A 25,096-nucleotide genomic window follows, 5' to 3' on the forward strand; every position below is an offset into this window, starting at 1 on the left:
CGTGCAGCTCAGAGGCTCTTTTCACTGTGCTCGAGGGCTGCGGTCAACCGCGCCAGCACCTTGTCGCGTCCCAGGATCTCCATCGACTCGAACAGCGGCGGACTCACCTGTGAGCCGGTGACCGCGACGCGTACCGGACCGAAAGCCTTCCGGGGCTTGAGTTCAAGTCCGTCGACGAGCGCGGCATTGAGTGCCTCCTGCAGCGCCGGGGTGGTCCACGACGGCAGTTCGGCGATGGCGTCGACGGTGGCCAGCAACACGGGCACCGCATCGGCCCCGAGGTTCTTGTTCGCCGACTTCTCGTCGATCTCGAACTCCTCGTCGGAGACATAGACGAACTTGATCAGATCCCACGCGTCGCCGAGGACCTGGATGCGGGTCTGCACCAGTTCGGCGAGGGCGGCCAGCGTCGCATCGTCGGCGTTGGCGGGCAGCCTGCCCTGCCCGACGAGATAGGACTTGAGGCGCGTGGTGAAGTCGCCCAGTTCGAGCAGCCGGATGTGTTCGGCGTTGATGGCCTCGGCCTTCTTCTGGTCGAAGCGGGCGGGATTGGAGTTCACGTCGCGCACGTCGAAGGCGGCGACCATCTGATCGAGGCTGAAGACGTCGGTCTCGTGCGAATAGCCCCAGCCGAGCAGCGCGAGGTAGTTCAGCAGCCCCTCGGGAAGGAAGCCACGGTCGCGGTGGTGGAACAAGTTGGACTGCGGATCCCGTTTGGAGAGCTTCTTGTTGCCCTCTCCCATGACGAACGGCAGATGCCCGAAGGCGGGCACCTGCTCGGCGACACCGATCCGGATGAGCGCCTCGTAGAGGGCGATCTGACGCGGCGTCGACGACAACAGGTCCTCGCCACGCAGCACATGGGTGATCTTCATCATCGCGTCATCCACCGGATTGACCAACGTGTACAACGGATCACCCGATGCGCGGGTCAGCGCGAAGTCCGGCACCGTGCCCGCCTTGATCGTCGTCGCACCGCGCACCAGGTCGTCCCAGGTGATGTCGTGATCCGGCATACGAAGGCGCACAACGGGTTTACGCCCCTCGGCCAGGTAGACCTCGCGTTGTTCGGGAGTGAGGTCACGGTCGAAGTTGTCGTAGCCGAGCTTCGGGTCACGCCCGGCGGCGCGGTGGCGGGCCTCCACCTCTTCGGGCGTGGAGAAGGCGTGATACGCCTCGCCGGCGGCGAGAAGTCTCGCCACCACATCGGCGTAAATCTCGCGGCGCTCGGACTGGCGGTAGGGCCCGTAGGGTCCCCCCACCTCCGGACCCTCGTCCCAGTCGAGTCCCAGCCAGCGCAGCGCGTCGAGGATCGCGTCGTAGGACTCCTGGGAGTCGCGGGCGGCATCGGTGTCCTCGATGCGGAAGACGAAAGTGCCCTCGTCGTGGCGCGCCTGGGCGAAGTTGAACAGCGCCGTCCGGACCAAACCCACATGCGGAGTCCCGGTCGGCGATGGACAGAAACGCACGCGTACACCCTGGGTTCCGGTCATGGGAGTCAGCGTATCGAACCCCGGATGTCGAGCCCGCGTGCACGCCCGGCCCGCAGCCGGCGGGTCAGCGGTGGCGGGACAAGAACTCCACGAGCAGCCGGTTGACCTCGGCCGGTTGCTCGAGATACCCGAAGTGACCGGCCTTGGCGACCTCGGCGTACTCGGCGCCGGGAATGGCGTCGGCGACCTCACGCGCGAGCTTCGGCGGCAACGTGCGATCGTCGGCGAATCCGATCACCATCGCCGGTCGGGTGATTCCCCGATAGGCGGGCAGCCGATTCTGCTCGCGATGATGGAGTTCGAGCTGGGCCCGAACTCCCGGCGTCACCTTCTGCGGCGAGAAGCCGATGATGTCGAGCCAGTCACGGGCCGACCGATCGTCGTCGAGGGTGTGCGGCGACAGATTCAGATGTGCCGTGATGGCCGCCTCGTACTCCGGCGGCAGGGTGATCTTGTTGTCGTAGAGCGCCCGCTCTCCGGCGGAGATCGCTTCTTGCAGAGGCGTGTTGCGCCCATAGGTGGCGATCATCACGGCGGCGGCGACCACGTCGGGCCGTGCGAGCGCGAGTTCCTGGGTGATGCGTGCACCGAGCGAGGTCCCCACCACCAGCGCCGGTCCCCCACCGACGTGCTCGATGAGCGCGGCGGTGTCGGCGACCATGTCGTCGAGGGTGAATCCGTCCGCACACTCCGACGACGGGGCGATCCCCCGGTTGTCGAAGGTCACCACCCGGAAGCCGGCCTTGACCAGCGCCGGTTCCTGGTGCGCCTTCCACACCCGGCCCGGACTTCCGGTGCCCATCACCATCACCACGAGTGGCCCATCCCCGGCCACCTCGTAGGAGAGATCGATGCCGTTGACCCTGGCGACCGTCACTGCTTGTCCACCACCGGATTCGACAAGGTGCCCAGCCCTTCCACGGTGACCGAAACCCGTTGTCCGGCAACCATCGGGCCCACCCCTTCCGGGGTTCCGGTCAGGATGACATCACCAGGCAGCAAGGTCATCACGGTCGAGATCCACTCGATGATGGCCCCGATGTCGTGCAGCATCAACGATGTTCGGCTGCGCTGGCGAACCTCACCGTCGAGTTCGGTGACGAGTTGCACGTCGGACGGGTCGAAGGTGGTGTCGATCCACGGACCCAGCGGGCAGAACGAGTCGTACCCCTTGGCCCGGGTCCACTGGCCGTCGGCCTTCTGCTGATCACGCGCGGTGACGTCGTTGGCCACCGTGTACCCGAGGATCACATCCTTGGCGGCCGAAGCCTTCACGTCCTTGCACGGACGGCCGATGACAACCGCGAGCTCACCTTCGAAGTCCACCCGCTCCGAGGACGGCGGCCGGACGATGGGGACCTCGGGGCCGATGATCGAGGTGCTCGGCTTGATGAAGATCACCGGGTTGTCCGGCGCCTCACCACCCATCTCCTTCACATGGTCGGCGTAGTTCTTCCCGATGCAGATGACCTTGCTGGCCAGAATCGGGGCCAGCAGACGCACATCGGCAAGCTTCCACGATCTGCCGGTGAAGGTGGGTGTGCCGAACGGATGCTCGGCGATCTCCTTGGTGACCGCGTCATCATCGGTTCCCTCGATGGAGACGAATGCCACCCCGTCCGGACTCGCGATTCGACCTAAGCGCATGAGGTAGACCCTAGCGCACCAGCGTTTCCCACCTGTCAAGACGCGGGTTGGCCGACGGCGCCGCTCGTTCTACAATGTGAACAATATGTTCCACTATTTGAGACCGCCACGAGTTACCGGTGAGGTGAGATGACCACGATCGAGGCGGTATCGGTTCGACGACGATGGAGCATGCTGGCCTGCTCGCTCCTCGCCGCCCTCACCACGACATGCGTGGTCAGCGGAATCGCGTACCTCATCCCGGCCTTGCACACCCAGGCCGGCCTGACGCTGACCGAGGCGTCGACGCTGGCGGCGATCCCGACCGTCGGACTGATGGTGGCGATCATCGGCTGGGGAATCCTGCTCGACCGATACGGCGAGCGGCGCATCCTGATGATCTCGCTGTCGATCAGTTTGGCCGGGGCGGTGGCGGCTGCCGCCGCGGCGTACGCGAATGCCTCCTACGTCGTACTCGGCGCCTGCCTGCTCGTCGGCGGTATCGGTTCGGGGGCGGCCAACGGTGCGAGCGGCCGGATCGTCGTCGGCTGGTTCCCGGCCGATCAGCGCGGTACGGCGATGGGTATCCGGCAGATGGCGCAGCCCCTGGGTATCGCGGTGTGCGCACTCACCATGCCGGCCACCGCCGCCGCGCACGGAATCGGTCCGGCCCTGACCATCCCGGCGATCGTGACCGCTGCCGGATTGCTCGCCGTGATCGTCGGCGTCGTGGATCCGCCCCGGCGGGCCGCCGCACCTCGCGATACTCCGGTGCAGAAGTGGAATCCGTACCGGCAGAACAGTTTTCTGGCCCGAGTGCATGCCGTCAGCGTGCTGCTGGTGGTGCCGCAGTCGATGTTGTGGACCTTTGTCCCCACCTGGCTGATCGTCACACACCACTGGGCACCCACGACGGCGGGCGTGCTGATCACGGTGAGCCAGGTCGTCGGGGCGCTCGGTCGCATCGCCGCCGGACGGTGGTCGGACGCCTGGGCGTCGCGGATGCGACCGGTCCGGCTGATCGCGGTCGGCGCGGCCGTCGCGATGGCGGCCCTGTCCGTCACCGACTGGCTGGGCAGTTCATGGGCACCGGCCGTCATGGTGGTGGCCACGGTGATCTCGGTCGCCGACAACGGACTCGCGTTCACCGCCATCGCGGAGTTCGCGGGCCCGGACTGGAGTGGGCGCGGCCTCGCCGTGCAGAACACCGGTCAGTATCTCGCCACCGCGGCCACAACGCCCATCTTCGGCGCACTCATTGCCGCCGTGGGCTTTCCGCTCGCTTTCGCGATCACGGCGCTGACTCCCGTCCTGGCCGCACCGCTCGTCCCCGACGACCCGCCGGTACGCGAGGAACCGGTGACCTGACCCCCGCTGACCGTGCTACGGAACACGTTCATCGTGCGCCCGATCGCGGTGATCGTGCACAAGGCGTCCCCCGCGATGCACGACGAGCGTGTTCGGCAGCACGATGAACGAATTCGGGTGCACGGTCGACGGTTTCGGCCGCACGGTCAACGGCATGGGGTGCGACGGGCGGGCCGGGTCACCGAGCAGATCGAGCGGCCACGGTGGCGTTGACGAGCCCTGCCGCGGTCTCGGCGTCATCGACGACGACGACCTCACGACTTCCGGACCGTCGGGTGATCAGCAGCGCCTGCCCCGACCGGAGTACGAATCCCTTTGCCCCACGGGCCTCTCCGGCGAAGCCGAAGCGGTATCCGTAGCCCCCGAAGTCGCGCAGCGCACGCACCGTCACCACGTCCGCATGCTCGATCTCGGTCATGGGCACCGTGATTCGCGGACGGCCGAGGGTGGCACGGATGACCACCGCATGTCGATCCACGGTGGCCCGTGCCGTGGCGAGCGACACCACGAGGATGCCGACAACCGCGAACACTGCCACCGCGATCCACACCGCGGTCAGCAGCGTGATCACCAGGCCGGCGATCAGCGACGCCACCAGCACACCCAGCAATACGGGTGACATGGTGGTCGACTGCGACCACAGGAATCGTTCGGAGGCAGAGATTTTCGCCGTGGGTCGACGACCGCTACGCGTGTCGGCCCACTTCCCCACCGGCGTCCAGCCGGGGACGGCCGCCGCCGTCACCACGCCGATGACCGCACTCGTCACGAGCAGACCGATCGTCGGGCCCAATGGAAACGCGGCGTCGGTGGCGTCGGTGAGCCCGCGTTGACCCGCGGCGACCACCGGAATGGCGCCGCCCACCGTCACGACGACCATGTTCATCGTGCCCAGCACGATCCGGACCAGCGACGCGACGCCCAGGCACAATGCCGACGCGAGACCCGCCGCCATTCCGACGACGCCGGTGACGAGCACGATCACCAGTCCGGCCGTCACGGAGGTCGTACCGTCGACACCGTTGGAATTCCAATGTGACGCAATCAGATCGGGCAGCTCGTCGCGCCACATGGACAACGCCACCACGCCGCACACCGCCACGATCAGGGACGGCACGACACCCACGATCACAATGACGGCGCGCTGCGTGCGACTCGGCCCTTGCGCGATCAGACCCATGGTCAATACCTCCTCATGATCTCGGCGGACAGGTCTGCCGCCGTCATTCCCAGACGTTTGGCCGTCTCGACGACACGGTCGATCGCATCGTCGAGTTCGGCACGCGAATCGGCCCGCGGTGACACCACTGCCCCACGGCCGCGCCGCAATTCGACGATGCCGTCGTCGCGAAGCTGCTGATAGGCCCGTAACACCGTGTGCACGTTCACATCCAGCGAGACGGCGAGATCCCGTGCCGCCGGCAGCCGGTCGCCCGGTTCGACCTCTCCGCGCATGATCACGCCACGGACGGCCGCCGCGATCTGTTCGAAGATCGGCGTCCGATCGGAGGGGTCGATCCGGATCAACACGCTTTCATTCTATTGTTCTAGTTCAAATAGAACAAGTGCGATGTGTCTGACGTCCGTCGGACAACATGCAGACAGAACGAAAAACCGCGTGTCTCGTCGGAAACCGCCTTTGTCAGGCGGCTTTCTGGCGAGACACGCGGTTTCTGCCCGAGGACACGCCGACGACGTCGGCGGGACATGTCAGCTCAGGCGAGACGTTCGCGAATGCGCTTGCCGACCTCGGCGGTACTCAACGTCGATCCGCCGCGCTCGGCAAGGTCGTCGGCGACGGCCTGCTCGACCCGACGGGCGGCGTCGGACTCACCGAGGTGGTCGAGCAGCAGAGCCACCGACAGGATCGCGGCAGTGGGATCGGCTTTTCCCTGTCCGGCGATGTCGGGGGCACTGCCGTGCACCGGCTCGAACATCGACGGGTTGGTCCCGGTGGCGTCGATGTTGCCCGACGCAGCCAGACCGATACCGCCGCTGACCGCGGCTGCGATGTCGGTGATGATGTCGCCGAAGAGGTTGTCGGTGACGATCACATCGAAGCGACCGGGGTCGGTCACCAGGTAGATCGTGGCGGCGTCGACGTGGCAGTAGGCAGTGGTGACATCGGGGAACTCGGTTCCGATCTCCTCGACGGCCCGCGCCCACAGTGAACCGGCGAAGGTCAGCACGTTCGTCTTGTGCACCAGGGTCAGGTGCTTACGACGCTTGGCGGCACGCTCGAAGGCGTTGCGCACCACACGTTCGACACCGAAGCGGGTGTTGACGCTGACCTCGGTGGCGACCTCCTGGGGAGTGCCCACGCGGATGGCGCCGCCGTTCCCGGTGTAAGGCCCCTCGGTACCTTCGCGGACCACGACGAAATCGATGTCGGGGTCACCGGCGAGCGGCGTGGGGACACCCGGCAGTCGTCGCGACGGACGCAGGTTGACGTGGTGGTCCAGCGCGAACCGCATGGTCAGCAGCAGACCGCGCTCGAGCACGCCCGAGGGCACCGACGGATCGCCGATGGCGCCCAGCAGAATCGCGTCGTGTTCGCGCAGCGAGTCGAGGTCGGCGTCGGTCAGCAGCTCACCGTTGCGGTGATACCGGCGTGCACCGAGGTCGAACTCGGTGGTATCCACCTCGGGGACAACGGTCTTGAGCACCTCGAGAGCCTCGCCGATGACCTCGGGCCCGATGCCGTCTCCGGCGATGACGGCCAGCTTCATGACAGATCCACCTGCTCGATGAGGGTTGCGCCGACGGCGTCGGCGATCGCCGCCACCACGTCGTCGTCGATCTTGCGTCCCACGCGGAGCACGATCGTTGCACCGGCACCCTCGGCGTCCTGGGACAGGCCCGCAGCAAGGATGTCGATGCCGGCGTTACCGAGCAGCGTGCCGATCTTGCCCAGCGAGCCCGGCTGGTCGGCGTAACTGACCAGCAGGTTGTGACCCTCGGCCCGGAGGTCGAAGTTGCGGCCGTTGATGTTGACGATCTTCTCCACCAGCTGCGGCTCGGTGAGCGAACCGGCCACGTTGAGCACCGTGCCGTCGGCGAAGACGGCCCGGACGTCGACGACGCTGCGGTGATTGGGACTCTCGGTGGCCGTGGTGACCTCCGAGGTCACGCCGCGCTCGGCGGCCACCGCGGGGGCGTTGACAAAAGTGACCGGATCGTCGAGGACGGCGGAGAACAGTCCGCGCAGCGCCGACAGGCCCAGCACGTCGACGTTGCTCGAGGCGAGCTCGCCGCGTACGTCGACGACCAGCGAGGTCGGCGGCTCCTGGCTGATCGCTCCGACGACGACGCCGAGCTTGCGCGCCATCTCCAGCCACGGGGCGACCTCTTCGTCGACCGCGCCGCCGGTGATGTTGACCGCGTCGGGAACGAAATGTCCGGCCAGCGCGAGTCGCACGCTCTTGGCGACGTCGGTGCCGGCGCGGTCCTGCGCCTCGCTGGTCGATGCGCCGAGGTGCGGCGTGACGACCACCTGCGGCAGCTCGAACAGCGGCGAATCGGTGCACGGTTCGGTGGCGTAGACATCGAGTCCGGCGCCACGTACCTGGCCGGAGTTGATCGCATCGGCGAGTGCCTGCTCGTCGATGAGTCCGCCGCGCGCCGCGTTGACGATGACGACGCCCTTCTTGGTGCGCGCGAGCTGCTCGGCGCCGATGAGTCCGAGGGTTTCGGGTGTCTTGGGCAGGTGGACGGTGATGAAGTCGGCACGCTCGAGCAACTCGTCGAGGCTGACGAGTTCGATGCCGAGCTGGGCCGCGCGCGCCGGCGACACGTACGGGTCGTAGGCGATGACATGGGTCTCGAAGGCGGCGAGACGAGCGGCGACGAGTTGACCGATGCGTCCCAGACCGACCACGCCGACCGTCTTGCCGAAGATCTCGACACCGTTGAAGGCCGACCGCTTCCAGGTGTGCGCACGCAGCGTCGCATCGGCCGCCGGGATCTGGCGTGCCGCCGACATCAGCAGCGCGATGGCGTGCTCGGCGGCGGTGTGGATGTTGGAGGTGGGGGCATTGACCACCATGACGCCACGGGCGGTGGCCGCGGGCACGTCGACATTGTCGAGGCCCACGCCGGCCCGGGCGATGATCTTCAGCTTCTTGCCGGCGTCGAGGACCTCCTCGTCGACGGTCGTCGCGGACCGGACCAGGATGGCGTCGGCGTCGACGACCGCGTCGAGGAGTTTGGGACGATCCGGTCCGTCCACCCACCGCACTTCGACACCGTCGCCGAGCGCCTCCACGGTGGAAGGCGCCAACTTGTCGGCGATGAGGACAACCGGAAGGCCAGCAGAGCTCACTGTGATTTCTCCATAGTGTCGGGACGTGTGGGCGGATCTCGATCTCTCGGACGCCCCCGGCGGCTCGCGCGCTCGCCAGGCAGCGTCCCGACCACACAGCTTAGAGGTCCGCCGTGCGAGCAAAACAGGCGGTCTACCTCATGGTCGGGCTCCCGTCCGGCTACAGCGAGTGGAATGTGACGGGTATTACGGATAGGTTGCAATGCAACCGCGGACCGATTCCGCGGGAGGCGCGGGGTCGCGCGCGGCCGGTACGGTGTGCTTGCGTCGCCTGCCGTGTTCAACGGCAGGCTTTTCGATGCCGACTAGTGAGAGTGGAGTGTGGATGATTAGGAAGCTGACAGCACTGTTGGCGGTACTGGCTGCGACAGTGTTGGCCGGCTGGGGGGCGGGTTCAGCAGTCGCCGCACCGGCAAAGGCCTATCTCGGTGGCGGCTCGGGAATCCTGGTCCTCAAGGGCGGGAACTCAGCGGCCGCATGCACGCTCACCACCATCGGCCGTTCCAAGACCGGCAAGCTCATCGGCATCACCGCGGGCCACTGCGGCAAGCCGGGACAGAAGGTCTACTCCGAGACCTTCCAGGACCGCGGCCAGGTGGGCACCATCAGTTATTCCACGCCCGATCTGGACATGGCGATCATCGACTTCAACCCGGCCAAGGTGGTCCCGCTGCGCACCGTTCGCAGCGTCACCATCCGCAGCATCGACACGCGGCCGATCGGCTTCCCGACCATCGCGTGCAAGGAAGGCCGCACCACCGGCAGCACCTGCGGTATCGCCTGGTTCTCCGACGGTGACGTCCACCTGAGCCAGATGTGCGTCATCGAGGGCGACTCCGGTAGCCCCGTGGTCGTCGGCGACCGCCTCGTCGGCATGGTCAACGCCTACTACTTCGTCGGCTGCGTCGGCCCCGAGACCGGCACCAACATCGGACCGATCCTCAAGCGCATCAGCTCGCTCAACGCCTACAAGGGGTATCACCCGATCTGACGCGCAGCGCCAGTAAGTCAGAACGCAGCGCCCCGGGCATCTCGCCCGGGGCTCTGCGTTTGTGTATCTCGGTCTTGGGCAACTCGGTCACGGCCTGCGGGACGGGTAGTCGCAGCGAGTCACCCGAACAACGACGCCTCACGAATACGGTGCAAAACCCGCCCGTCGGAGAGTTCGTCGCGAAGTCCGGGATGTCGCCGGTAGAAGTCGAGGAGCCGCAAGGTCACCGGGGCACCCAGGCCCGACTCGTCGACGCGAAACTCTGCGGGCCGTTCCGAATATGTGGGAAGGACCGCAAGCCAGGCACCGCCCCGGCGATCGCCTTTCATGGGAACGGCCGCGCACCGGGAGAGCTCACGCCAGTCATACCAACATCGCTTCTCCACCACCTCGAATCCGTCGGCCGTCATTCTCATGAAGGGCTTCTCGCGCAGACTCATGGACAGCGCCCGCCGCAGGAAGACCGGTCCGAGAACGAGTCCGACCCCGGCGAAGTACCACCCTCGAGCGGGCGTGATCGTGAGGATCGAAATCCAGCCGTTGATGAAGCCGACACCGAAGACGAGAGCCCCCGTACCCGTGAGCGCGGAGGACAGGATGTCGAGCTTGACCACCCGTGCGTCTCGCTTGATCTCCAGCGTGTGGGCAGCGAGGCGAACAGCAGAAGGGTCAGACCGCCAGCTGCGGGGCCGCGTCGACAGCATCCATGAGGTTGCCTCACAAGCAAACCCCCAGGCCATCAATACCGCTGCCGCAACCCCCCACACCATGTGCTGAAGGACGGCAACGACGGCGAATCCGGCCATAGCGGCCGACAGGACCCCGTAGATCGCCATCCCGCCCACACTGCCCCGGGAGTGATGCCGCCAAGGCCCGGGGACCCCACCGGTACCGGGCCGATCGAACTGCACGTTGCCACTCATCTTCCGATCAGCACTCTCCCCCATCGCACCCTGATGACAGCGGACCCGCACCGACAATCGGCGCGGGTCCGCAGCGGTAATGCGGTGAAACTCAGGCGGTTTCGGTGATCGGACGATCCACCCAGCTCATCAGGTCGCGCAGCTTCTTGCCGGTGACCTCGATGGGGTGCTCGGCGTTCTGCTTGCGCAGACCCTCGAGCTCCTTGTTGCCGCCCTCGACGTTGGCGACCAGACGCTTGACGAAGGTGCCGTCCTGGATGTCCTTGAGGATGCCGCGCATCCGCTCCTTGGTGTCGGCGTCGATGACCCGCGGACCCGACAGGTAGCCACCGAACTCCGCGGTGTCACTGACCGAGTAGTTCATCCGCGCGATGCCACCCTCGTACATGAGGTCGACGATCAGCTTGAGCTCGTGCAGCACCTCGAAGTAGGCCATCTCGGGGGCGTAGCCCGCCTCCACCATGACCTCGAAGCCGGTCTTGACGAGTTCCTCGGTGCCACCGCAGAGTACGGCCTGCTCGCCGAAGAGGTCGGTCTCGGTCTCTTCTTTGAAGGTGGTCTTGATGATGCCGGCACGGCCACCGCCGATGGCGCTGGCGTAGCTCAGTGCGAGGGCCTGACCCTCGCCCTTCGGGTCCTGGTCGACCGCGATCAGGCAGGGCACGCCCTTGCCGTCGACGAACTGACGGCGCACCAGGTGGCCGGGGCCCTTGGGGGCGACCATCGCGACGGTGATGTTGTCGGCCGGCTTGATCAGGTCGAAGTGGATGTTGAGACCGTGGCCGAAGAAGATGGCGTCGCCGTCTTTGAGGTTCGGCTCGATGTCCTCGGTGAAGATCTTGGCCTGGCTGGTGTCGGGGGCCAGGATCATGATGACGTCGGCCCAGCCTGCGGCCTCGGCGGCGGTCAGGACCTTGAGGCCCTGCTCCTCCGCCTTGGCGCGCGACTTGCTGCCCTCGCGCAGACCGATGACGACATCGACGCCGGAGTCGCGCAGCGACAGCGAATGCGCATGGCCCTGGCTGCCGTAGCCGATCACCGCGACCTTGCGACCCTGAATGATCGACAGGTCGGCGTCGTCGTCGTAGAACAGTTCGATCGCCACAGTAGATTTCCCTTCAATATATGGCGTCCCTCGAGAACTCTTGTGACTCAAGGGAACTCTTTAATTCTATGCTGTCACCAGCGCGAATTCCGTGCTGAGAGCAGCGGTCAGCGGTGTGCCGACATGCTCTTGGGTCCCCGACCCAGCGCCACCGCGCCCGACTGGGCGATCTCGCGGATGCCGTACGGGTCCAGCATCCGCAGCAGCGCTTCGAGCTTCTCTGCGGTTCCCGTCGCCTCGATCGTCAGCGATTCCGGCGACACGTCGATCACCTTGGCGCGGAAGAGGTTCACAACCTCGATGACCTCGGTGCGCACGCTCGCATCGGAACGCACCTTGACCATCATCAGCTCACGAGCGACCGAGTTCGCCGGGTCCTGCTCGACGATCTTGATGACGTTGATCAGCTTGTTGAGCTGCTTGGTCACCTGTTCGAGCGGGAAGTCCTCGACGCTGACCATTATCGTCATCCGCGAGATGCCTTTGAGCTCGGTCGGTCCCACCGCCAGCGACTCGATATTGAAGCCGCGCCGGGAGAACAGGGCCGAGACACGTGCGAGGACACCCGGACGGTCCTCGACCAGCACGCTGAGGGTATGGGTGGTGCTCACTGCTCGTCCTTCTTCTCTTGTGCGGCTGCGTGATCCGCCTTCTCCATGACCTCGTGGATCTCCACCGGGTCCGACGCCGACTCGTCGTCGTCGAACAGCGGCCGGATGTCGCGGGCCGCCATGATTTGATCGTTGCCCGTTCCGGCGGCGACCATCGGCCACACCTGGGCGTCCTTGCCGACGATGAAGTCGATGACGACCGGGCGGTCGTTGATCTCCCGCGCCTTCGCGATCACGTCATCGACGTCGGCCTCGTTCTCGACACGGAATGCCGCGCAGCCCAACGCTTCTGCCAGTTTCACAAAGTCCGGGATCATCCGCGAGTGGGTCGCGAGGTCGGTGTTGGAGTACCGCTCCTCGTAGAACAGGGTCTGCCACTGGCGGACCATCCCCAGGTTTCCGTTGTTGATCAGCGCCACCTTGATGGGAATGCCCTCGATCGCACACGTCGCCAGTTCCTGATTGGTCATCTGGAAGCAGCCGTCGCCGTCGATGGCCCAGACCTCGGCGTCGGGATCGGCCATCTTGGCACCCATCGCCGCCGGCACCGCATAACCCATCGTGCCCAGACCACCCGAGTTCAGCCAGGTGCGCGGCTTCTCGTAGGAGATGAACTGCGCCGCCCACATCTGGTGCTGACCGACACCGGCGCAGTACACCGCGTCGGGTCCAGCCGCCTTGCCGATCTGACTGATGACGAATTCCGGCGACATCGACCCGTCGGTCTGCCGGTCGTAGCTGACCGGGTAGGTCCGGCGGATGCCGTCGAGGTACCGCCACCACGCCGTGAGATCCGGGGCGTCACCACCGGTGGCGCGCTCGTTGCGCAGCGTCTCGGTCAGCTCGGCGATGACCGCCTTGCAATCCCCGACGATGGGCACGTCCGCGTGGCGGTTCTTGCCGATCTCGGCGGGATCGATGTCGGCGTGGATGACCTTGGCATCGGGCGCGAAGGAATCGAGCTGACCGGTCACCCGGTCGTCGAATCGGGCTCCGAGGGTGATCAGCAGATCGCTGCGCTGCAACGCCGCGACGGCGGCCACCGTGCCATGCATGCCGGGCATGCCCAGATGCTGGTCGTGGCTGTCGGGGAACGCGCCCCGCGCCATCAGCGTGGTCACCACCGGGATGCCGGTCAGCTCGGCGAGTTCGCGCAGTTCCTCAGCCGCGTTGGACTTGATGACACCGCCGCCGACGTAGAGCACCGGCGCCTTGGCCGCATTGATCAGGCGCGCCGCCTCGCGCACCTGCTTGCCGTGCGGTTTGGTGACCGGCCGGTAGCCGGGCAGGTCGATCTGCGGCGGCCAGGAGAAGGTGGTCTGGCTCTGCAGGATGTCCTTGGGGATGTCCACCAGGACCGCGCCCGGCCGGCCGCTCTCGGCGATGTGGAAGGCTTCCGCGATCACCTGCGGGATGTCCGCGGCGTTGCTGACCAGGAAGTTGTGCTTGGTCACCGGCATGGTGATGCCGGAGATGTCGGCCTCCTGGAAGGCGTCGGTCCCGATCAGGGCCCGTCCGACCTGTCCGGTGATCGCGACCACCGGCACGGAGTCCATCTGCGCATCGGCCAACGGCGTGACCAGGTTGGTCGCCCCCGGACCCGAGGTCGCCATCATGACCCCGGCGCGACCGGCGACCTGCGCGTAGCCGGTGGCGGCGTGACCGGCACCCTGCTCGTGGCGGACCAGGACGTGCCGGACCTTCTGGGAATCGAGCAGCGGGTCATAGACCGGCAGGACCGCGCCGCCGGGAATGCCGAAGACGATCTCCACACCGAGTTCCTCGAGGGAACGCACCACCGACTGCGCACCGCTCACCCGTTCGGGCGCGACGGTGTGCTGACCTACCGCACGCAGGTTTCCCGCCGCGGGTGACTGCTGCTTGTGTGCCGGCTCCCGGCCGGCGTCGGTGCGTGCTGTTGGTGCGCTCACTGCACGATCCTCATCTTGGTTGGTGAATCTTCTGTTCTGGTGACAAGAAAAAACCCCCGACAGCTTGGCTGTTCGAGGGTGGCGCGTCGACGCTGAGTGGGGTCTCGTCAGTGACCGGTCAGGCGACGCGCCAGCCGATTACTACTACGAGGGTCCCGTTCTGCATCACGCATTCACGGTATGACCGCGTGTAGTCGCGAGTCAAACTCCGGACCGTCGGGTCCCATATCGTGGGAAACCACAGGTGGTGGGCATCGTCGTCGACCCCTCGTGTCGGGGCCGTGCGGACCGGCCGGGCACAATGAGTATGTGCCGACTGATTCACCTCTCGATCCGCAACCCTCAGCTTCGCGTCCGTCGGGCGACACCACCGCCGATGCCGAGCAGGTGGAACTGCCCGCCGTGTTCCGGTTGAACCGGGTCTCCTACTTCGCGGTCCCGATGGTCGCGATCGTGTCGATCATCCTCGCCGGTACCTCGCTGATCTGGCTGGGCTGGACGCTGATCGTCCCGATCCTCGTGGGCCTCTGGATTCACCGGCTGCGCACCGTGGTCACCGAGGACGGGCTGCAGGCGGTCGGCACCTTCGGCACCCGCGAGGTGGCCTGGGCTGATCTGGCCGGCATGCAGTTCCCGCGCTGGACGGCCGTGCGTGCGGTCCGCACCGACGGCGACCGTGTGCGGCTGCCGGCCATCGGATTCGACGATCTCCCCCGCCTGTCGGTGGCCAGTGGCGGCCGGATACCCGACCCGTTCAAGGCCGCCGCCGACGCGCAGGACTGACACCCCGCACCCCGACCGCCCCGACCCGGGGCGGTCGGTGGTTTTGTTCGGCCCGATGGCCGCGGAGTACGCTCACCTGTGATAGCGCAGCCAGACCCGGCCCCACGGGCGGGTCGCCGCTTCCGGCACACCGGAACCCGGCGAAATTTCTTCGGCGTCCACCGACGTTGTGCATGGGCGTCCGCAGGCATCACCGGATCAGCCATACCGGTATCGCCCGACGCCCACTGCGCCACCGCAGTCGATCAGATCGAGGAAACATGCCAGCCCTGAGGTCACGCACCACCACCGTCGGACGCGAAGCAGCCGGAGCCCGTTCGCTCTGGCGCGCAGCAGGTCTCACCGACGACGACTTCGGCAGGCCGATCGTGGCCATCGCGAACTCTTACACCCAGTTCGTTCCCGGCCACGTCCACCTCAAGGACGTCGGCGAGATCGTCGCCGACGCGGTGCGGGCAGCCGGCGGTGTGCCGCGCGAATTCCACACCATCGCCGTCGACGACGGCATCGCCATGGGTCACGGCGGCATGCTCTACTCGCTGCCCAGCCGCGAGATCATCGCCGACTCTGTCGAATACATGGTCAACGCCCACACCGCGGACGCGCTGGTGTGTATCTCCAACTGCGACAAGATCACCCCCGGCATGCTCAATGCCGCGATGCGCCTGAACATCCCCACCGTCTTCGTCTCCGGCGGACCGATGGAGGCCGGTAAGGCCGTCGTCGTCGGGGACGTGGCACACCCGTCGTCGGACCTGATCACCACCATCTCGGCGTCGGCCAACAGCGCCGTCGACCAGGACGGGCTCGATGAGGTCGAGCGGTCCGCGTGCCCCACCTGCGGTTCGTGTTCGGGCATGTTCACCGCGAACTCGATGAACTGCCTGACCGAGGCACTGGGTCTCGCCTTGCCCGGCAACGGTTCCACGCTGGCCACCCACGAGGCCCGTCGAGCGCTGTTCGAGCGTGCCGGCCGTGTGGTGGTGGACGCGGCCAACCGCTGGTACCGCGACGACGACGCCTCGGTGCTCCCCCGAAACATCGCCTCACCCACCGCTTTCCGCAACGCGATGGCGCTCGACGTCGCGATGGGCGGGTCGACCAACACGGTGCTGCACATCCTCGCCGCCGCGCAGGAGGGTGAGGTCGCCGACTTTGATCTGACCGTCATCGACGAGATCAGCCGCAACGTCCCGTGTCTGTCCAAGGTGTCGCCCAACTCCGATTACCATATGGAGGACGTCCATCGCGCGGGCGGAATCCCGGCGATCCTGGGTGAACTGCGGCGCGCCGGCCTGCTCGACGACACCACCTCCACCGTGCACTCGCCGACCATGGCCGCCTTCCTCGATGACTGGGACATCCGTGGCGGCAAGGCGATCGACGAGGCCGTCGAACTGTTCCACGCCGCCCCCGGCGGGGTGCGCACCACCACCCCGTTCTCCACCGCCAACCGGTGGAGTTCGCTGGACACCGACGCCGCCGGTGGCTGTATTCGCGACCTCGAACACGCCTACACCGTCGAAGGCGGTCTGTGTGTGTTGCGCGGCAACCTGGCCCCCGATGGTGCCGTGCTGAAGACCGCCGGGATCGACGAGGACCTCTGGCACTTCGAAGGTCCGGCGCGGGTGGTCGAAAGCCAGGAGGAGGCCGTGCAGGTCATCCTGTCCAAGACCATCCAGGCCGGTGAGGTGCTGGTGGTGCGCTACGAGGGTCCCGCGGGCGGACCCGGTATGCAGGAGATGCTGCATCCCACCGCCTTCATGAAGGGCACTGGCATGGGCAAGAAATGTGCGCTCATCACCGACGGCCGTTTCTCCGGCGGATCCTCCGGATTGTCGGTGGGCCACATGTCACCCGAGGCGGCGTCGGGCGGGGCCATCGGCCTCGTCGAGGACGGCGATCCGATCCTCATCGACGTCAAGACCCGCACCCTTGCGGTCCAGGTTCCCGACGCCGTGCTCGCCGAACGGCGCGCCAAGATGGAGGCCTCGGAACGTCCGTGGCAGCCCAAGGATCGGGAACGTACCGTCACCACCGCGCTGCGCGCCTACGCCAAACTGGCCACCTCGGCCGACCGGGGCGCGGTGCGGCAGGTCGACTGAGATTCGGAGTCGGTCGGGACGTCATAGTAGAAGGTCACGCCAGAAGCGACCTTCTACTACAACCCCCTTTCTAGAATGACCCCGTTCTGCGATGACCCCGCTCAGCTGCCGGGATTACCCGGTGAATTCAGCGGATTGGTGCCGTTGCACAGCACCCAGATGAGTACGGCGGCCGCGATGCCGACGATCAGCCAGAGGAACGAGCCGAGGAATGGTCGGCGCGCCCAGCCGTACGGGAAGTCCAGGGAGTACAGGCCCGGACCGGTGAGTATGATGACCGCGGCCGCGACCGCAAGCATCAGCTCGTATTCGACGCCGCCGTCGGTCGCGAAGAAGGCGAACCCACCTGCGGTGGTGACCTTGAAGGTGGCGGCGACGAGCATCGTGCCCAGGATCGCCGACGCACCGACCGGGGTGAGAAGGCCGAGGATCACCATCGCGCCGCCCACTGTCTCCGACACCGCACCGAGGATGGCGAGCGGCTTGGCGAGATCGGCGTTGAACCCGATGTCGGGGTTCGGGGCGTTGACGAGCATGTCCTCGAAACCGCTGAGCCGCGGGCCATTCCACAGGCCGAACAACTTCTGCAGTCCGTGCCCGAGTGCGATGGCGCCGACCGCGACACGCAGGAGCAGCAGCCCGAGGTCGAGGGTGCCGCGCCGGGCCTTGGCCTTCGCCTCCTGAAGATCCTCCGCTGCGACGACGGCGGGCACGTCACGATCGTCGATGGCCTCCCCATCACCCGTGCCGCGGATCTCGTCCTCGTGGTGAACCGAGGCGAAGTGTGCCGTATCGACCCGATCGGGCTCGCTTCGATCCGCTTCGGTGTCGAGCGGCTCCGCCGATTCGGTCGGCGGCGCCGGGCGTCGTACCCCCACCGGGTCGGTGGCCCGGGTTCCGTCCGGATCGTTGGCGGCGAACCGCTCCGTCGCAGCCGCTGATCCGGTGACGCCCGCCGTGGCGCCGGTCGCGGGGACCGTCGGATCCGGGCCGCTCGGCTGGCGTGGCACCACCGGTGGTCGTTCGATGACGGCGGTGGGTTCGCTCGGGTCGGCATCCGGCTGTGGCCGGACGCGCCGGGTCTCCACCTCGTCGGGTCCGAGGTCGTCGAGGTCATCCACCCGCGACATCTGCGATGGTGATCTGCGCGCGTGACGCTCGTAGAAATCGTCGCGGTCGGGCTTGGGGGTTCGACGGGGCACAGCAGTTCCGGTCGGCTCGGCCGACGGGGTTCCGGAAGCGGTGGGCACCTCGATCTGACCGGTCGGTTCGTCGTACGGACTGGTCGGAGGCTGTGTCGACTTGTCGCGTTCGCTCACTCTCCCGACTCTAGGGCCTGTTCGGGGTGGGCCGTCCGAGGCCGACGGGTGAGTCGGAGATGAGGCGATCTCAGGTTGCTCCTACCCGCACCACTAGTCTGGACGGCATGCGTGAGGGGCGGCGGACGAGTCGGCGCCGACGGTTGTCCGTCGGTGCCGGACTCGGTCGATGGCGGGTGGTGGTCACCGGTGCGGCGGTGGTGGCTCTCGCCGTGAGCGGATGTGCGGATTTCAGTGCGCAGGATGAGCAGCGGGCGGCCGGGCCGTTCAGCTCCAACGACAACACCTTCACCCCCAAATCGGAGCCGCCGCCGACGTCGACACCGCCGCAGTCGCCACCGAGCGGCCCGTGCATCGACCCCGATCCCGCCGTGATCGCGACCTGCCTGGAATCGACTGCCGGAATCGCGCCCGGCGACGAGAGCGGACAATCCACCGTGGTGGCCGAGCGAACCACCGGCAAGATCATCACCCAACAGCGGTACGGCCCGCATCGTGAGCTCGGCTCGGTGCCGGTGGACTCCTCCGGCGACGGCGGACTCATCGATTTCGCCTTCTCGCCCACCTATTCTCAGGATCGCCTGATCTATGCGCTGATCACCACCCCGTCCGACAACCGCATCGTCCGGCTCGCCCCGGGGGATGTGGCGAAACCGATTTTGGTGGGAATTCCCAAGGGCGCCACCGGAAACATGGGGTCGATGTACTTTCGCTCCCCCACCGAGCTGATCGTGGCCACCGGCAACGCCGGCAATCCCGCCGCGGCGTCGGACCGGTCGTCGCTGGCCGGAAAGATCCTGCTGGTCACCGCGCTCGGGTCGGGCGCCAACCCACCACCGAAAATCCTCGCCTCCGGTATGGGTTCGGCGGTGGCACTGTGCCCCAACCCGGCGACCGGTGCGCTCTACGTCGCCGATCAGACCGCCACCGAGGACCGTCTGCAGGCGATCGAGGACGCCGGGCCCAAGGTGCTGTGGACCTGGCCGGACAAACCCCAGATCGCCGGGTGCGCGGCGGCCGCGGGCAGCATCTACGTCTCGACGACCCGTACCCAGCACATCGAGGCCGTCAACGAACCCACCCGGGAGCGCCCGACTATCACCGCACCCGTGGTGGTACTCGAACGTAGATACGGCGCACTGGGCCGGATGACGGCCCTGCCCAACGGCCTCATCCAGTTCGCGACCCTCAACAAAGAGCGCGGCCGGCCCACTCCCAACGACGACCGCGTGGCGATCATCCAGGGCGGCGCGAGCGGGGACAACCGGGCGTAGCCCGCGACATCCACCCGCCGGACACTCAGATCACGAGCAGGCGGCCAGCACGAGCTCCTTCACACGCGCCGGATCAGCCTGTCCGCGAGTCGCTTTCATGACATCGCCGACGATCTTCCCGGCGGCCGCGACCTTGCCGCCGCGGATCTTCTCGGCGATGTCGGGGTTGGCGGCGAGCGCGTCGTCGACGGCCTTCTGCAGCGCCGAATCGTCACGGACGACCTCGAGCCCCCGGTCGGCGACGATCTGCGCGGGCTCGCCCTCACCGTCAAGGACGGCCGTCGCGACCTGCTGGGCGAGTTTGGTGGTCAGCTTGCCCTCGTCCACGAGGCCGATGATCTCGGCGACCTGCGCCGGCGTGATGGCGAGATCGGCGAGTTCGACGCCCCGCGAATTGGCTTGCTGGGCAAGGAAGGACACCCACCAGCCGCGAGCCGCCTCGGGTGCGGCACCGGCGTCGACGGTGGCGATGATCAGATCGACGGCCCCCACGTTGACCAGGTCGCGCATGACCTCGTCGGAGACCCCCCACTCCTGCTGGATGCGTGCGCGACGCACCCATGGCAGTTCGGGAAGCGTGGTCGCGAGTTCGGCGACCCACGACGAATCCGGTTGCACGGGAGGAAGATCGGGCTCCGGGAAATACCGGTAGTCCTCGGCGGTCTCCTTGCGCCGGCCGGGTGAGGTGGTTCCGTCGGTCTCGTGGAAGTGCCGGGTCTCCTGCACCACCTCGCCGCCGGCCAGCAGGACCGCGGCCTGCCGGCGCATCTCGTAGCGCACCGCGATCTCGACACTCTTCAGCGAGTTCACGTTCTTGGTCTCGGTGCGGGTGCCGAATTCCGTTGCGTCCTTACGCATCAGCGACAGGTTGGCGTCGCAGCGCAGCGATCCCTGGTCCATCCGGACATCGGATACGTCGAGCGCCTTGAGCAGATCACGCAGGGCGGTCACGTAGGCGCGGGCCACCTCGGGAGCGCGGTCCCCGGCGCCGACGATCGGCCGGGTGACGATCTCGACGAGCGGCACACCCGCACGGTTGTAGTCGAGCAGCGAGTGGCTGGCACCGTGGATTCGTCCGGTGGCCCCACCGATGTGCAGCGACTTGCCGGTGTCCTCTTCCATGTGCGCGCGCTCGATCTCGACCCGCCACTGCGTGCCGTCGGCGAGCACCACATCGAGGTGACCGTCGTAGGCGATCGGCTCGTCGTACTGCGAGATCTGGTAGTTCTTCGGCTGATCGGGATAGAAGTAGTTCTTCCGCGCGAAGACGCTCGACGGACGAATCGAGCAGTTCAGGGCGAGTCCGATGCGGATCGCGGACTCGATGGCCTTGGCGTTGGCCACCGGCAGCGAACCCGGCAACCCGATGCACACCGGGCAGACCTGGGTGTTGGGTTCGGCCCCGAAGGCGGTCGGGCATCCGCAGAACATCTTGGTGGCGGTGCATAGCTCGACGTGCACCTCGAGGCCCATCACGGGATCGAACTCCGCGATGACCTCGTCGTAGTCCAGCAATTCGGTGGCGGCGGCAGTCATGGCGTTCAGTTTATGCGGGGCCCGATCCCCGGGGGATCTTCAGGGTGATCACCGATGCCGAGACAGCGTCCCGCTCGTAGCGTCGAAAGAGAGAACAGCACCGCACCAGAGCGGATGCTCGATCCGAGATACCCAACCACGAAAGGCACTCCGATGACCGTCACCCCCACCGAGATCACCACCGCCGGCGCGCCACGCCTCACGCGGTCCCGCGACGACGCGTGGCTGGGCGGCGTGTGCGGCGGGATCGCCGCCCGCTGGAACCTCGACCCGGCGCTGGTCCGCGCCCTGTTCGTGGTGTCGATCCTATTGCCGGGCCCACAGGTGCTGATCTATCTGGCGCTCTGGATCATCATCCCGCGCGAGCCGGTGCACACCGCGACCCCACTCGTCACCGGTTTGGCAGACACCGGCTTGGACGACACCACGCCGCCGGTTGTCGCCGCACCGTCGAATCTGCCGCCGAGCTACCCCGGGGCCACGGAGACACCCCAGACACCGCAGGCTCCGACGGATGACACCGACGGGTCGCCCGAGAAGTAGGCCCCCGGTTCAGCCGAAGATGACCCGGATCTCCTGGTACTGGTCCTGCGGCACCTGCTTGAGCTTGCCCACCGCCTCGTCGAAGGTGATGCGGTTGATCTCGGTGCCGTGCAGGGCGACCATCTGACCCCAGCCACCCTCGGCCACCAGGTCGGCGACCGCCATGCCCATCCGGGTGGCGAGCACCCGATCCCACGCGGTCGGCACACCACCGCGCTGGATGTGTCCGAGAACGGTGGCGCGCGTCTCGATGCCGGTGCGCTCCTCGATCAGCGGGGCCAGCACCTCGCCGATCCCGCCGAGTCGCGGACGGTTGAACCCGTCGAGTCCCTTGACCGAGTACTCCTCTTTCATGTCCGGGAGTTTGAAGCCCTCGGCCACCACCACCATCGGCGCACGACCGCGATTCCTGACGCTGGTGACCCACGCGCAGATCTGGTTGAGACTCTCCGGCTGCTCTGGGATGAGGATCGCGTGCGCACCGCCGGCGATACCCGAATGCAGGGCGATCCAGCCGGCGTGCCGTCCCATCACCTCGAGGACCATGCACCGCTTGTGCGAGTTGCCGGTGGTGCGCAACCGATCGATGGCCTCGGTGGCGATCTCGACCGCGGTGTTGAACCCGAATGTGTAGTCGGTGGCGTCGATGTCGTTGTCGATGGTCTTGGGGACGCCGACGATGTTGATGCCGTCGCCGTGGAGCCGTTTGGCGGCTGACGCGGTGCCGTCTCCGCCGATGGCGATGACGCCGTCGATCTCGAGGTTCTTGAGCACCTTCTTGATGTTCTCCGGTCCACCGTCGGGCTCGGTGTACGGGCCGAAACGGCTGGTGCCGAGGATGGTGCCGCCCTGATTGGACAGACCGCGTACGTGGGTACGGTCCAGCTCCATGATGTCGCCGTAGACCAGGCCGTACCAGCCGTCCTTGAAACCCACGAACTCATGGCCGTAGACGGTCTCGCCTTTGAGTACCGCACCGCGGATCACCGCGTTCAGTCCGGGACAGTCGCCGCCGGACGTGAGAATGCCGAACCTCTTGGCCATTGTGGTGAAACCCTCCTGCCGAGCGGACGCAACAGGTCCAATCTAGGCCATCCCCCGTGTTTAGGCCGGGTGGTTTCGACGCCCGCCGGTTGGCGAGGCGAACATCAACCGCTCACTTGAGTCCGTTTTCGTAGGCGAACACCACGGCCTGCGCCCGATCGCGGAGACCGAGCTTCGCGAGGACGTTGCTCACATGGGTCTTCACCGTCTGCTCGGCGACGAACAACTCAGCGCCGATCTCCGCGTTGGACTTTCCCTCAGCCACCAGATCGAGCACCTCGCGCTCCCGGGGCGTCAGCGACGCGAGCGCCGGATTCGGCTTGCGCCGAGTACGTCTCGAGGTGACCTCGGTGATCAGCCGACGCGTGATGGACGGCGCGAGCAACGCCTCGCCGGCGGCGACCACGCGCACCGCCCGCACCAGTTCGTCGGCGGGTGCGTCTTTGAGCATGAAGCCCGATGCCCCGATCCGGAGTGCCTCGTAGACGTAGTCGTCGATGTCGAAGGTGGTCAGCATCAACACCCTGGTGACCCCGGACGTATCGGAACCCGATGCGCCCGCACCGTTCCCGGGTCCCTGCACGCGTAACACCTGCTCGGCCGCCCACAGGCCGTCGCGTCGCGGCATGCGGACATCCATCAGCACCACGTCGGGACGCGCCCGCGCGCACACCTCGACGGCCTCGGCGCCATCGGAGGCGTCGCCGAGTACCGAGATGTCGGGCTGAGCGGCGAGCAGCGCCGAAAACCCTTGGCGCACCATGGCCTGATCGTCGGCGATGACAACGGTGATCGGCACGTCGGAAAGCCTATCGACCGACGGCGCCGGCCGCGCCTGCGGGCATCAGAGTGGCCCTCGCACCGACGCCACCTCGACCTCGGTCACCTGTGTGCTCGGCGCCCGCGCCGGCAGCACCGCGGTCACCTGGAAACCGCCGGCCGTCCGGGGCACCGCGATCAGGTTGCCCCCGACCGCCCGCATCCGCTCGACCATGCCGGGGATGCCACTGCCGGGGCCGTTCAGCGTCACCACGTCGCGAACCGGCGCCTCGTTGACGACCGAAACCTCGACACGGTCGCCGACCTGATCGAGGCTCACCTCGATCGACGCCCCGGGCGCGTGCCGGGTGGCGTTGGCCAGTGATTCCTGGACTACGCGGTACACCACGAGCGCCGACGCGTCGCCGACCCGGGCGTGATCGAGACGATCGGTCATCGTGACCTCCGCACCGGCCCGACGCGTCGCGGCCACCAGCGATTCGAGTTCCGCCAGACCGGGACTCGGCGCCGACGATGCCTCCGCGTCGAGCCGTAGCACGCCCAGCATCTGCCGTACCTCGTCGAGCGCGGAGCGGGCCGCGTCGGCGATCGCGTCGAATTCCTCGGCCACCGCACCGTCCACACCGTCGATGCGGTAGCGCGCGGTCTGCGCCATCACCACCACCACCGACATCCGGTGCGCGACGATGTCGTGCAGATCGCGTGCGATGCGGGTGCGTTCGGTCAGTATGGCCTTCTGCGATTCGGCCAGTTCCGTCTCCTCGGTGCGCTGCGCGAGGAGACGCCGCGAGCGGACCAGGGCTCGCATCAGCGCCACGACGACAGCCATCACCGAGATACCGAAGACCCACCCCGCGCGGGCCTCGGGTGGTGCGACCGTGAACAGCACGACCGCGGTGGCCAGCCAGATCACCGGCAGCCAGCGCAACGGGCCACGCGCGAGAGCACAGAATGTCACCACCAGCAGGACGATCAGGTGCGGCACCCCGATGCCCCACGGCCAGTCGTTGGCCGCGGGAACCACCACGCCGATCACCTGCGCCGAGACAACCGACACCCCCCACGCCTGCACCGGCGCCGCCCATGCAAAGGCAAGCGGCCACGCCGCGAACGCAGCCACCACGGGCAACGCGAAGGCCGGAAGATCGTGGGTCATCGGGAGCGTCGGCCAGGCAACCGAGTACATCACCAGCGCGACGAACAGGAAGAACCAGTTCCACCGCGACGAAAAGTATTGCCGCACTGCTGGATCACGCGCAGCCGGCAGGTCGGCAAGCAACTCACCCGCCCCGGACCCCGCGGCCCGCAGTAGGTGGCGTGTGCGTCGGAACATCGTCATCACC

General features: G+C 67.1%; 21 protein-coding genes and 1 pseudogene. 6 read left to right on the forward strand and 16 right to left on the reverse strand.

The annotated features are described in order from the left end of the window. Nucleotides 1-8 precede the first annotated feature (8 nt). The 3 genes from gltX to GBRO_RS16020 all read right to left on the reverse strand — a co-directional run bounded on the left by gltX (nucleotide 9) and on the right by GBRO_RS16020 (nucleotide 3,140). A complete protein-coding gene (gltX, locus tag GBRO_RS16010; protein WP_012834939.1) occupies nucleotides 9-1,493 on the reverse strand; it encodes a glutamate--tRNA ligase in 1,485 nt (494 codons plus the stop codon). A gap of 64 nt (nucleotides 1,494-1,557) precedes the next feature. Next, entirely contained in the window at nucleotides 1,558-2,370 is an 813-nt protein-coding gene (locus tag GBRO_RS16015; RefSeq protein WP_012834940.1) for an alpha/beta fold hydrolase, read from the reverse strand. Continuing rightward, a complete protein-coding gene (locus GBRO_RS16020; protein WP_012834941.1) occupies nucleotides 2,367-3,140 on the reverse strand; it encodes a fumarylacetoacetate hydrolase family protein in 774 nt (257 codons plus the stop codon). The genes GBRO_RS16015 and GBRO_RS16020 overlap by 4 nt, the downstream gene beginning before the upstream one ends. 129 nt (nucleotides 3,141-3,269) lie before the next feature. Between GBRO_RS16020 and GBRO_RS16025 the strand changes: the two genes are divergently transcribed. Further along, entirely contained in the window at nucleotides 3,270-4,487 is a 1,218-nt protein-coding gene (locus GBRO_RS16025; protein ID WP_012834942.1) for an MFS transporter, read from the forward strand. 178 nt (nucleotides 4,488-4,665) lie between these two features. On the opposite strand, the gene GBRO_RS16030 is transcribed toward GBRO_RS16025, so the two are convergent. From GBRO_RS16030 to serA, 4 genes are all read right to left on the reverse strand, one after another. Continuing rightward, nucleotides 4,666-5,667, reverse strand: coding sequence for a hypothetical protein (locus GBRO_RS16030; protein WP_012834943.1), 1,002 nt, complete (start codon nucleotides 5,665-5,667; stop codon nucleotides 4,666-4,668). A gap of 2 nt (nucleotides 5,668-5,669) precedes the next feature. Next, complete coding sequence (locus GBRO_RS16035) at nucleotides 5,670-6,017, reverse strand: GntR family transcriptional regulator (protein ID WP_012834944.1); 348 nt, start codon at nucleotides 6,015-6,017, stop codon at nucleotides 5,670-5,672. 185 nt (nucleotides 6,018-6,202) lie between these two features. Continuing rightward, nucleotides 6,203-7,216: a 3-isopropylmalate dehydrogenase gene (locus tag GBRO_RS16040; protein WP_012834945.1), complete on the reverse strand. Its 1,014-nt coding sequence runs from the start codon at nucleotides 7,214-7,216 to the stop codon at nucleotides 6,203-6,205. After that, nucleotides 7,213-8,808, reverse strand: coding sequence for a phosphoglycerate dehydrogenase (gene serA / locus GBRO_RS16045; protein ID WP_012834946.1), 1,596 nt, complete (start codon nucleotides 8,806-8,808; stop codon nucleotides 7,213-7,215). Before serA ends, GBRO_RS16040 begins: the two co-directional genes overlap by 4 nt. 325 nt (nucleotides 8,809-9,133) lie before the next feature. Here serA and GBRO_RS16050 point away from each other — a divergent pair, with 325 nt between their 5' ends. Then, nucleotides 9,134-9,799 (forward strand): chymotrypsin family serine protease, encoded by a 666-nt coding sequence (locus tag GBRO_RS16050; RefSeq protein ID WP_012834947.1) that lies wholly within the window; start codon nucleotides 9,134-9,136, stop codon nucleotides 9,797-9,799. Between the two features lie 119 nt (nucleotides 9,800-9,918). Here the strand turns inward: GBRO_RS16050 and GBRO_RS16055 are convergent, their stop codons facing one another. The 4 genes from GBRO_RS16055 to GBRO_RS16070 all read right to left on the reverse strand — a co-directional run bounded on the left by GBRO_RS16055 (nucleotide 9,919) and on the right by GBRO_RS16070 (nucleotide 14,369). Beyond that, on the reverse strand, nucleotides 9,919-10,635 hold the full coding sequence (locus GBRO_RS16055) for a hypothetical protein (protein WP_169309877.1): 717 nt from the start codon (nucleotides 10,633-10,635) through the stop codon (nucleotides 9,919-9,921). A 178-nt stretch (nucleotides 10,636-10,813) separates the two neighbouring features. Beyond that, nucleotides 10,814-11,827: a ketol-acid reductoisomerase gene (ilvC, locus tag GBRO_RS16060; protein WP_012834949.1), complete on the reverse strand. Its 1,014-nt coding sequence runs from the start codon at nucleotides 11,825-11,827 to the stop codon at nucleotides 10,814-10,816. A 107-nt stretch (nucleotides 11,828-11,934) separates the two neighbouring features. Beyond that, nucleotides 11,935-12,438: an acetolactate synthase small subunit gene (ilvN, locus tag GBRO_RS16065; RefSeq protein ID WP_012834950.1), complete on the reverse strand. Its 504-nt coding sequence runs from the start codon at nucleotides 12,436-12,438 to the stop codon at nucleotides 11,935-11,937. Next, nucleotides 12,435-14,369, reverse strand: a complete 1,935-nt coding sequence (locus GBRO_RS16070) for an acetolactate synthase large subunit (protein WP_012834951.1) — start codon at nucleotides 14,367-14,369, stop codon at nucleotides 12,435-12,437. The genes ilvN and GBRO_RS16070 overlap by 4 nt, the downstream gene beginning before the upstream one ends. 309 nt (nucleotides 14,370-14,678) lie before the next feature. Here GBRO_RS16070 and GBRO_RS16075 point away from each other — a divergent pair, with 309 nt between their 5' ends. Then, on the forward strand, nucleotides 14,679-15,152 hold the full coding sequence (locus GBRO_RS16075; protein ID WP_041920602.1) for a PH domain-containing protein: 474 nt from the start codon (nucleotides 14,679-14,681) through the stop codon (nucleotides 15,150-15,152). Nucleotides 15,153-15,412: 260 nt separating this feature from the next. After that, the gene (gene ilvD / locus GBRO_RS16080) at nucleotides 15,413-17,257 is read left to right on the forward strand and encodes a dihydroxy-acid dehydratase (RefSeq protein WP_012834953.1); all 1,845 of its coding nucleotides are present in this window, start codon (nucleotides 15,413-15,415) and stop codon (nucleotides 17,255-17,257) included. Nucleotides 17,258-17,358: 101 nt separating this feature from the next. On the opposite strand, the gene GBRO_RS16085 is transcribed toward ilvD, so the two are convergent. Further along, nucleotides 17,359-18,576, reverse strand: coding sequence for a DoxX family protein (locus GBRO_RS16085; RefSeq protein ID WP_012834954.1), 1,218 nt, complete (start codon nucleotides 18,574-18,576; stop codon nucleotides 17,359-17,361). A gap of 176 nt (nucleotides 18,577-18,752) precedes the next feature. Here GBRO_RS16085 and GBRO_RS16090 point away from each other — a divergent pair, with 176 nt between their 5' ends. Continuing rightward, entirely contained in the window at nucleotides 18,753-19,850 is a 1,098-nt protein-coding gene (locus tag GBRO_RS16090; protein WP_012834955.1) for a PQQ-dependent sugar dehydrogenase, read from the forward strand. Nucleotides 19,851-19,880: 30 nt separating this feature from the next. Here the strand turns inward: GBRO_RS16090 and gatB are convergent, their stop codons facing one another. Next, on the reverse strand, nucleotides 19,881-21,386 hold the full coding sequence (gene gatB / locus GBRO_RS16095) for an Asp-tRNA(Asn)/Glu-tRNA(Gln) amidotransferase subunit GatB (protein ID WP_012834956.1): 1,506 nt from the start codon (nucleotides 21,384-21,386) through the stop codon (nucleotides 19,881-19,883). Nucleotides 21,387-21,539: 153 nt separating this feature from the next. Between gatB and GBRO_RS27085 the strand changes: the two are divergent. After that, a pseudogene (locus GBRO_RS27085) lies at nucleotides 21,540-21,755 on the forward strand (PspC domain-containing protein); the annotation flags it as partial. A 183-nt stretch (nucleotides 21,756-21,938) separates the two neighbouring features. Here the strand turns inward: GBRO_RS27085 and GBRO_RS16105 are convergent. The 3 genes from GBRO_RS16105 to GBRO_RS16115 all read right to left on the reverse strand — a co-directional run bounded on the left by GBRO_RS16105 (nucleotide 21,939) and on the right by GBRO_RS16115 (nucleotide 25,086). Further along, nucleotides 21,939-22,973, reverse strand: a complete 1,035-nt coding sequence (locus GBRO_RS16105; RefSeq protein WP_012834958.1) for a 6-phosphofructokinase — start codon at nucleotides 22,971-22,973, stop codon at nucleotides 21,939-21,941. A gap of 112 nt (nucleotides 22,974-23,085) precedes the next feature. Next, on the reverse strand, nucleotides 23,086-23,772 hold the full coding sequence (locus GBRO_RS16110; RefSeq protein ID WP_012834959.1) for a LuxR C-terminal-related transcriptional regulator: 687 nt from the start codon (nucleotides 23,770-23,772) through the stop codon (nucleotides 23,086-23,088). Between the two features lie 45 nt (nucleotides 23,773-23,817). Then, nucleotides 23,818-25,086, reverse strand: coding sequence for a sensor histidine kinase (locus GBRO_RS16115; RefSeq protein WP_012834960.1), 1,269 nt, complete (start codon nucleotides 25,084-25,086; stop codon nucleotides 23,818-23,820). Nucleotides 25,087-25,096 lie beyond the last annotated feature (10 nt).

Source organism: Gordonia bronchialis DSM 43247 (genome assembly GCF_000024785.1).
Classification (GTDB): domain Bacteria; phylum Actinomycetota; class Actinomycetes; order Mycobacteriales; family Mycobacteriaceae; genus Gordonia; species Gordonia bronchialis.

Excerpts from the sequence above, each read along its gene's own strand:
- gltX (WP_012834939.1), bottom strand. The coding sequence starts at position 1,493 with ATGACCGGAACCCAGGGTGTACGCGTGCGTTTCTGTCCATCGCCGACC.
- GBRO_RS16020 (WP_012834941.1), bottom strand. The coding sequence starts at position 3,140 with ATGCGCTTAGGTCGAATCGCGAGTCCGGACGGGGTGGCATTCGTCTCC.
- GBRO_RS16025 (WP_012834942.1), top strand. The coding sequence starts at position 3,270 with ATGACCACGATCGAGGCGGTATCGGTTCGACGACGATGGAGCATGCTG.
- GBRO_RS16030 (WP_012834943.1), bottom strand. The coding sequence starts at position 5,667 with ATGGGTCTGATCGCGCAAGGGCCGAGTCGCACGCAGCGCGCCGTCATT.
- GBRO_RS16040 (WP_012834945.1), bottom strand. The coding sequence starts at position 7,216 with ATGAAGCTGGCCGTCATCGCCGGAGACGGCATCGGGCCCGAGGTCATC.
- GBRO_RS16050 (WP_012834947.1), top strand. The coding sequence starts at position 9,134 with ATGATTAGGAAGCTGACAGCACTGTTGGCGGTACTGGCTGCGACAGTG.
- GBRO_RS16055 (WP_169309877.1), bottom strand. The coding sequence starts at position 10,635 with ATGGCGATCTACGGGGTCCTGTCGGCCGCTATGGCCGGATTCGCCGTC.
- ilvD (WP_012834953.1), top strand. The coding sequence starts at position 15,413 with ATGCCAGCCCTGAGGTCACGCACCACCACCGTCGGACGCGAAGCAGCC.
- gatB (WP_012834956.1), bottom strand. The coding sequence starts at position 21,386 with ATGACTGCCGCCGCCACCGAATTGCTGGACTACGACGAGGTCATCGCG.
- GBRO_RS16105 (WP_012834958.1), bottom strand. The coding sequence starts at position 22,973 with ATGGCCAAGAGGTTCGGCATTCTCACGTCCGGCGGCGACTGTCCCGGA.
- GBRO_RS16115 (WP_012834960.1), bottom strand. The coding sequence starts at position 25,086 with ATGTTCCGACGCACACGCCACCTACTGCGGGCCGCGGGGTCCGGGGCG.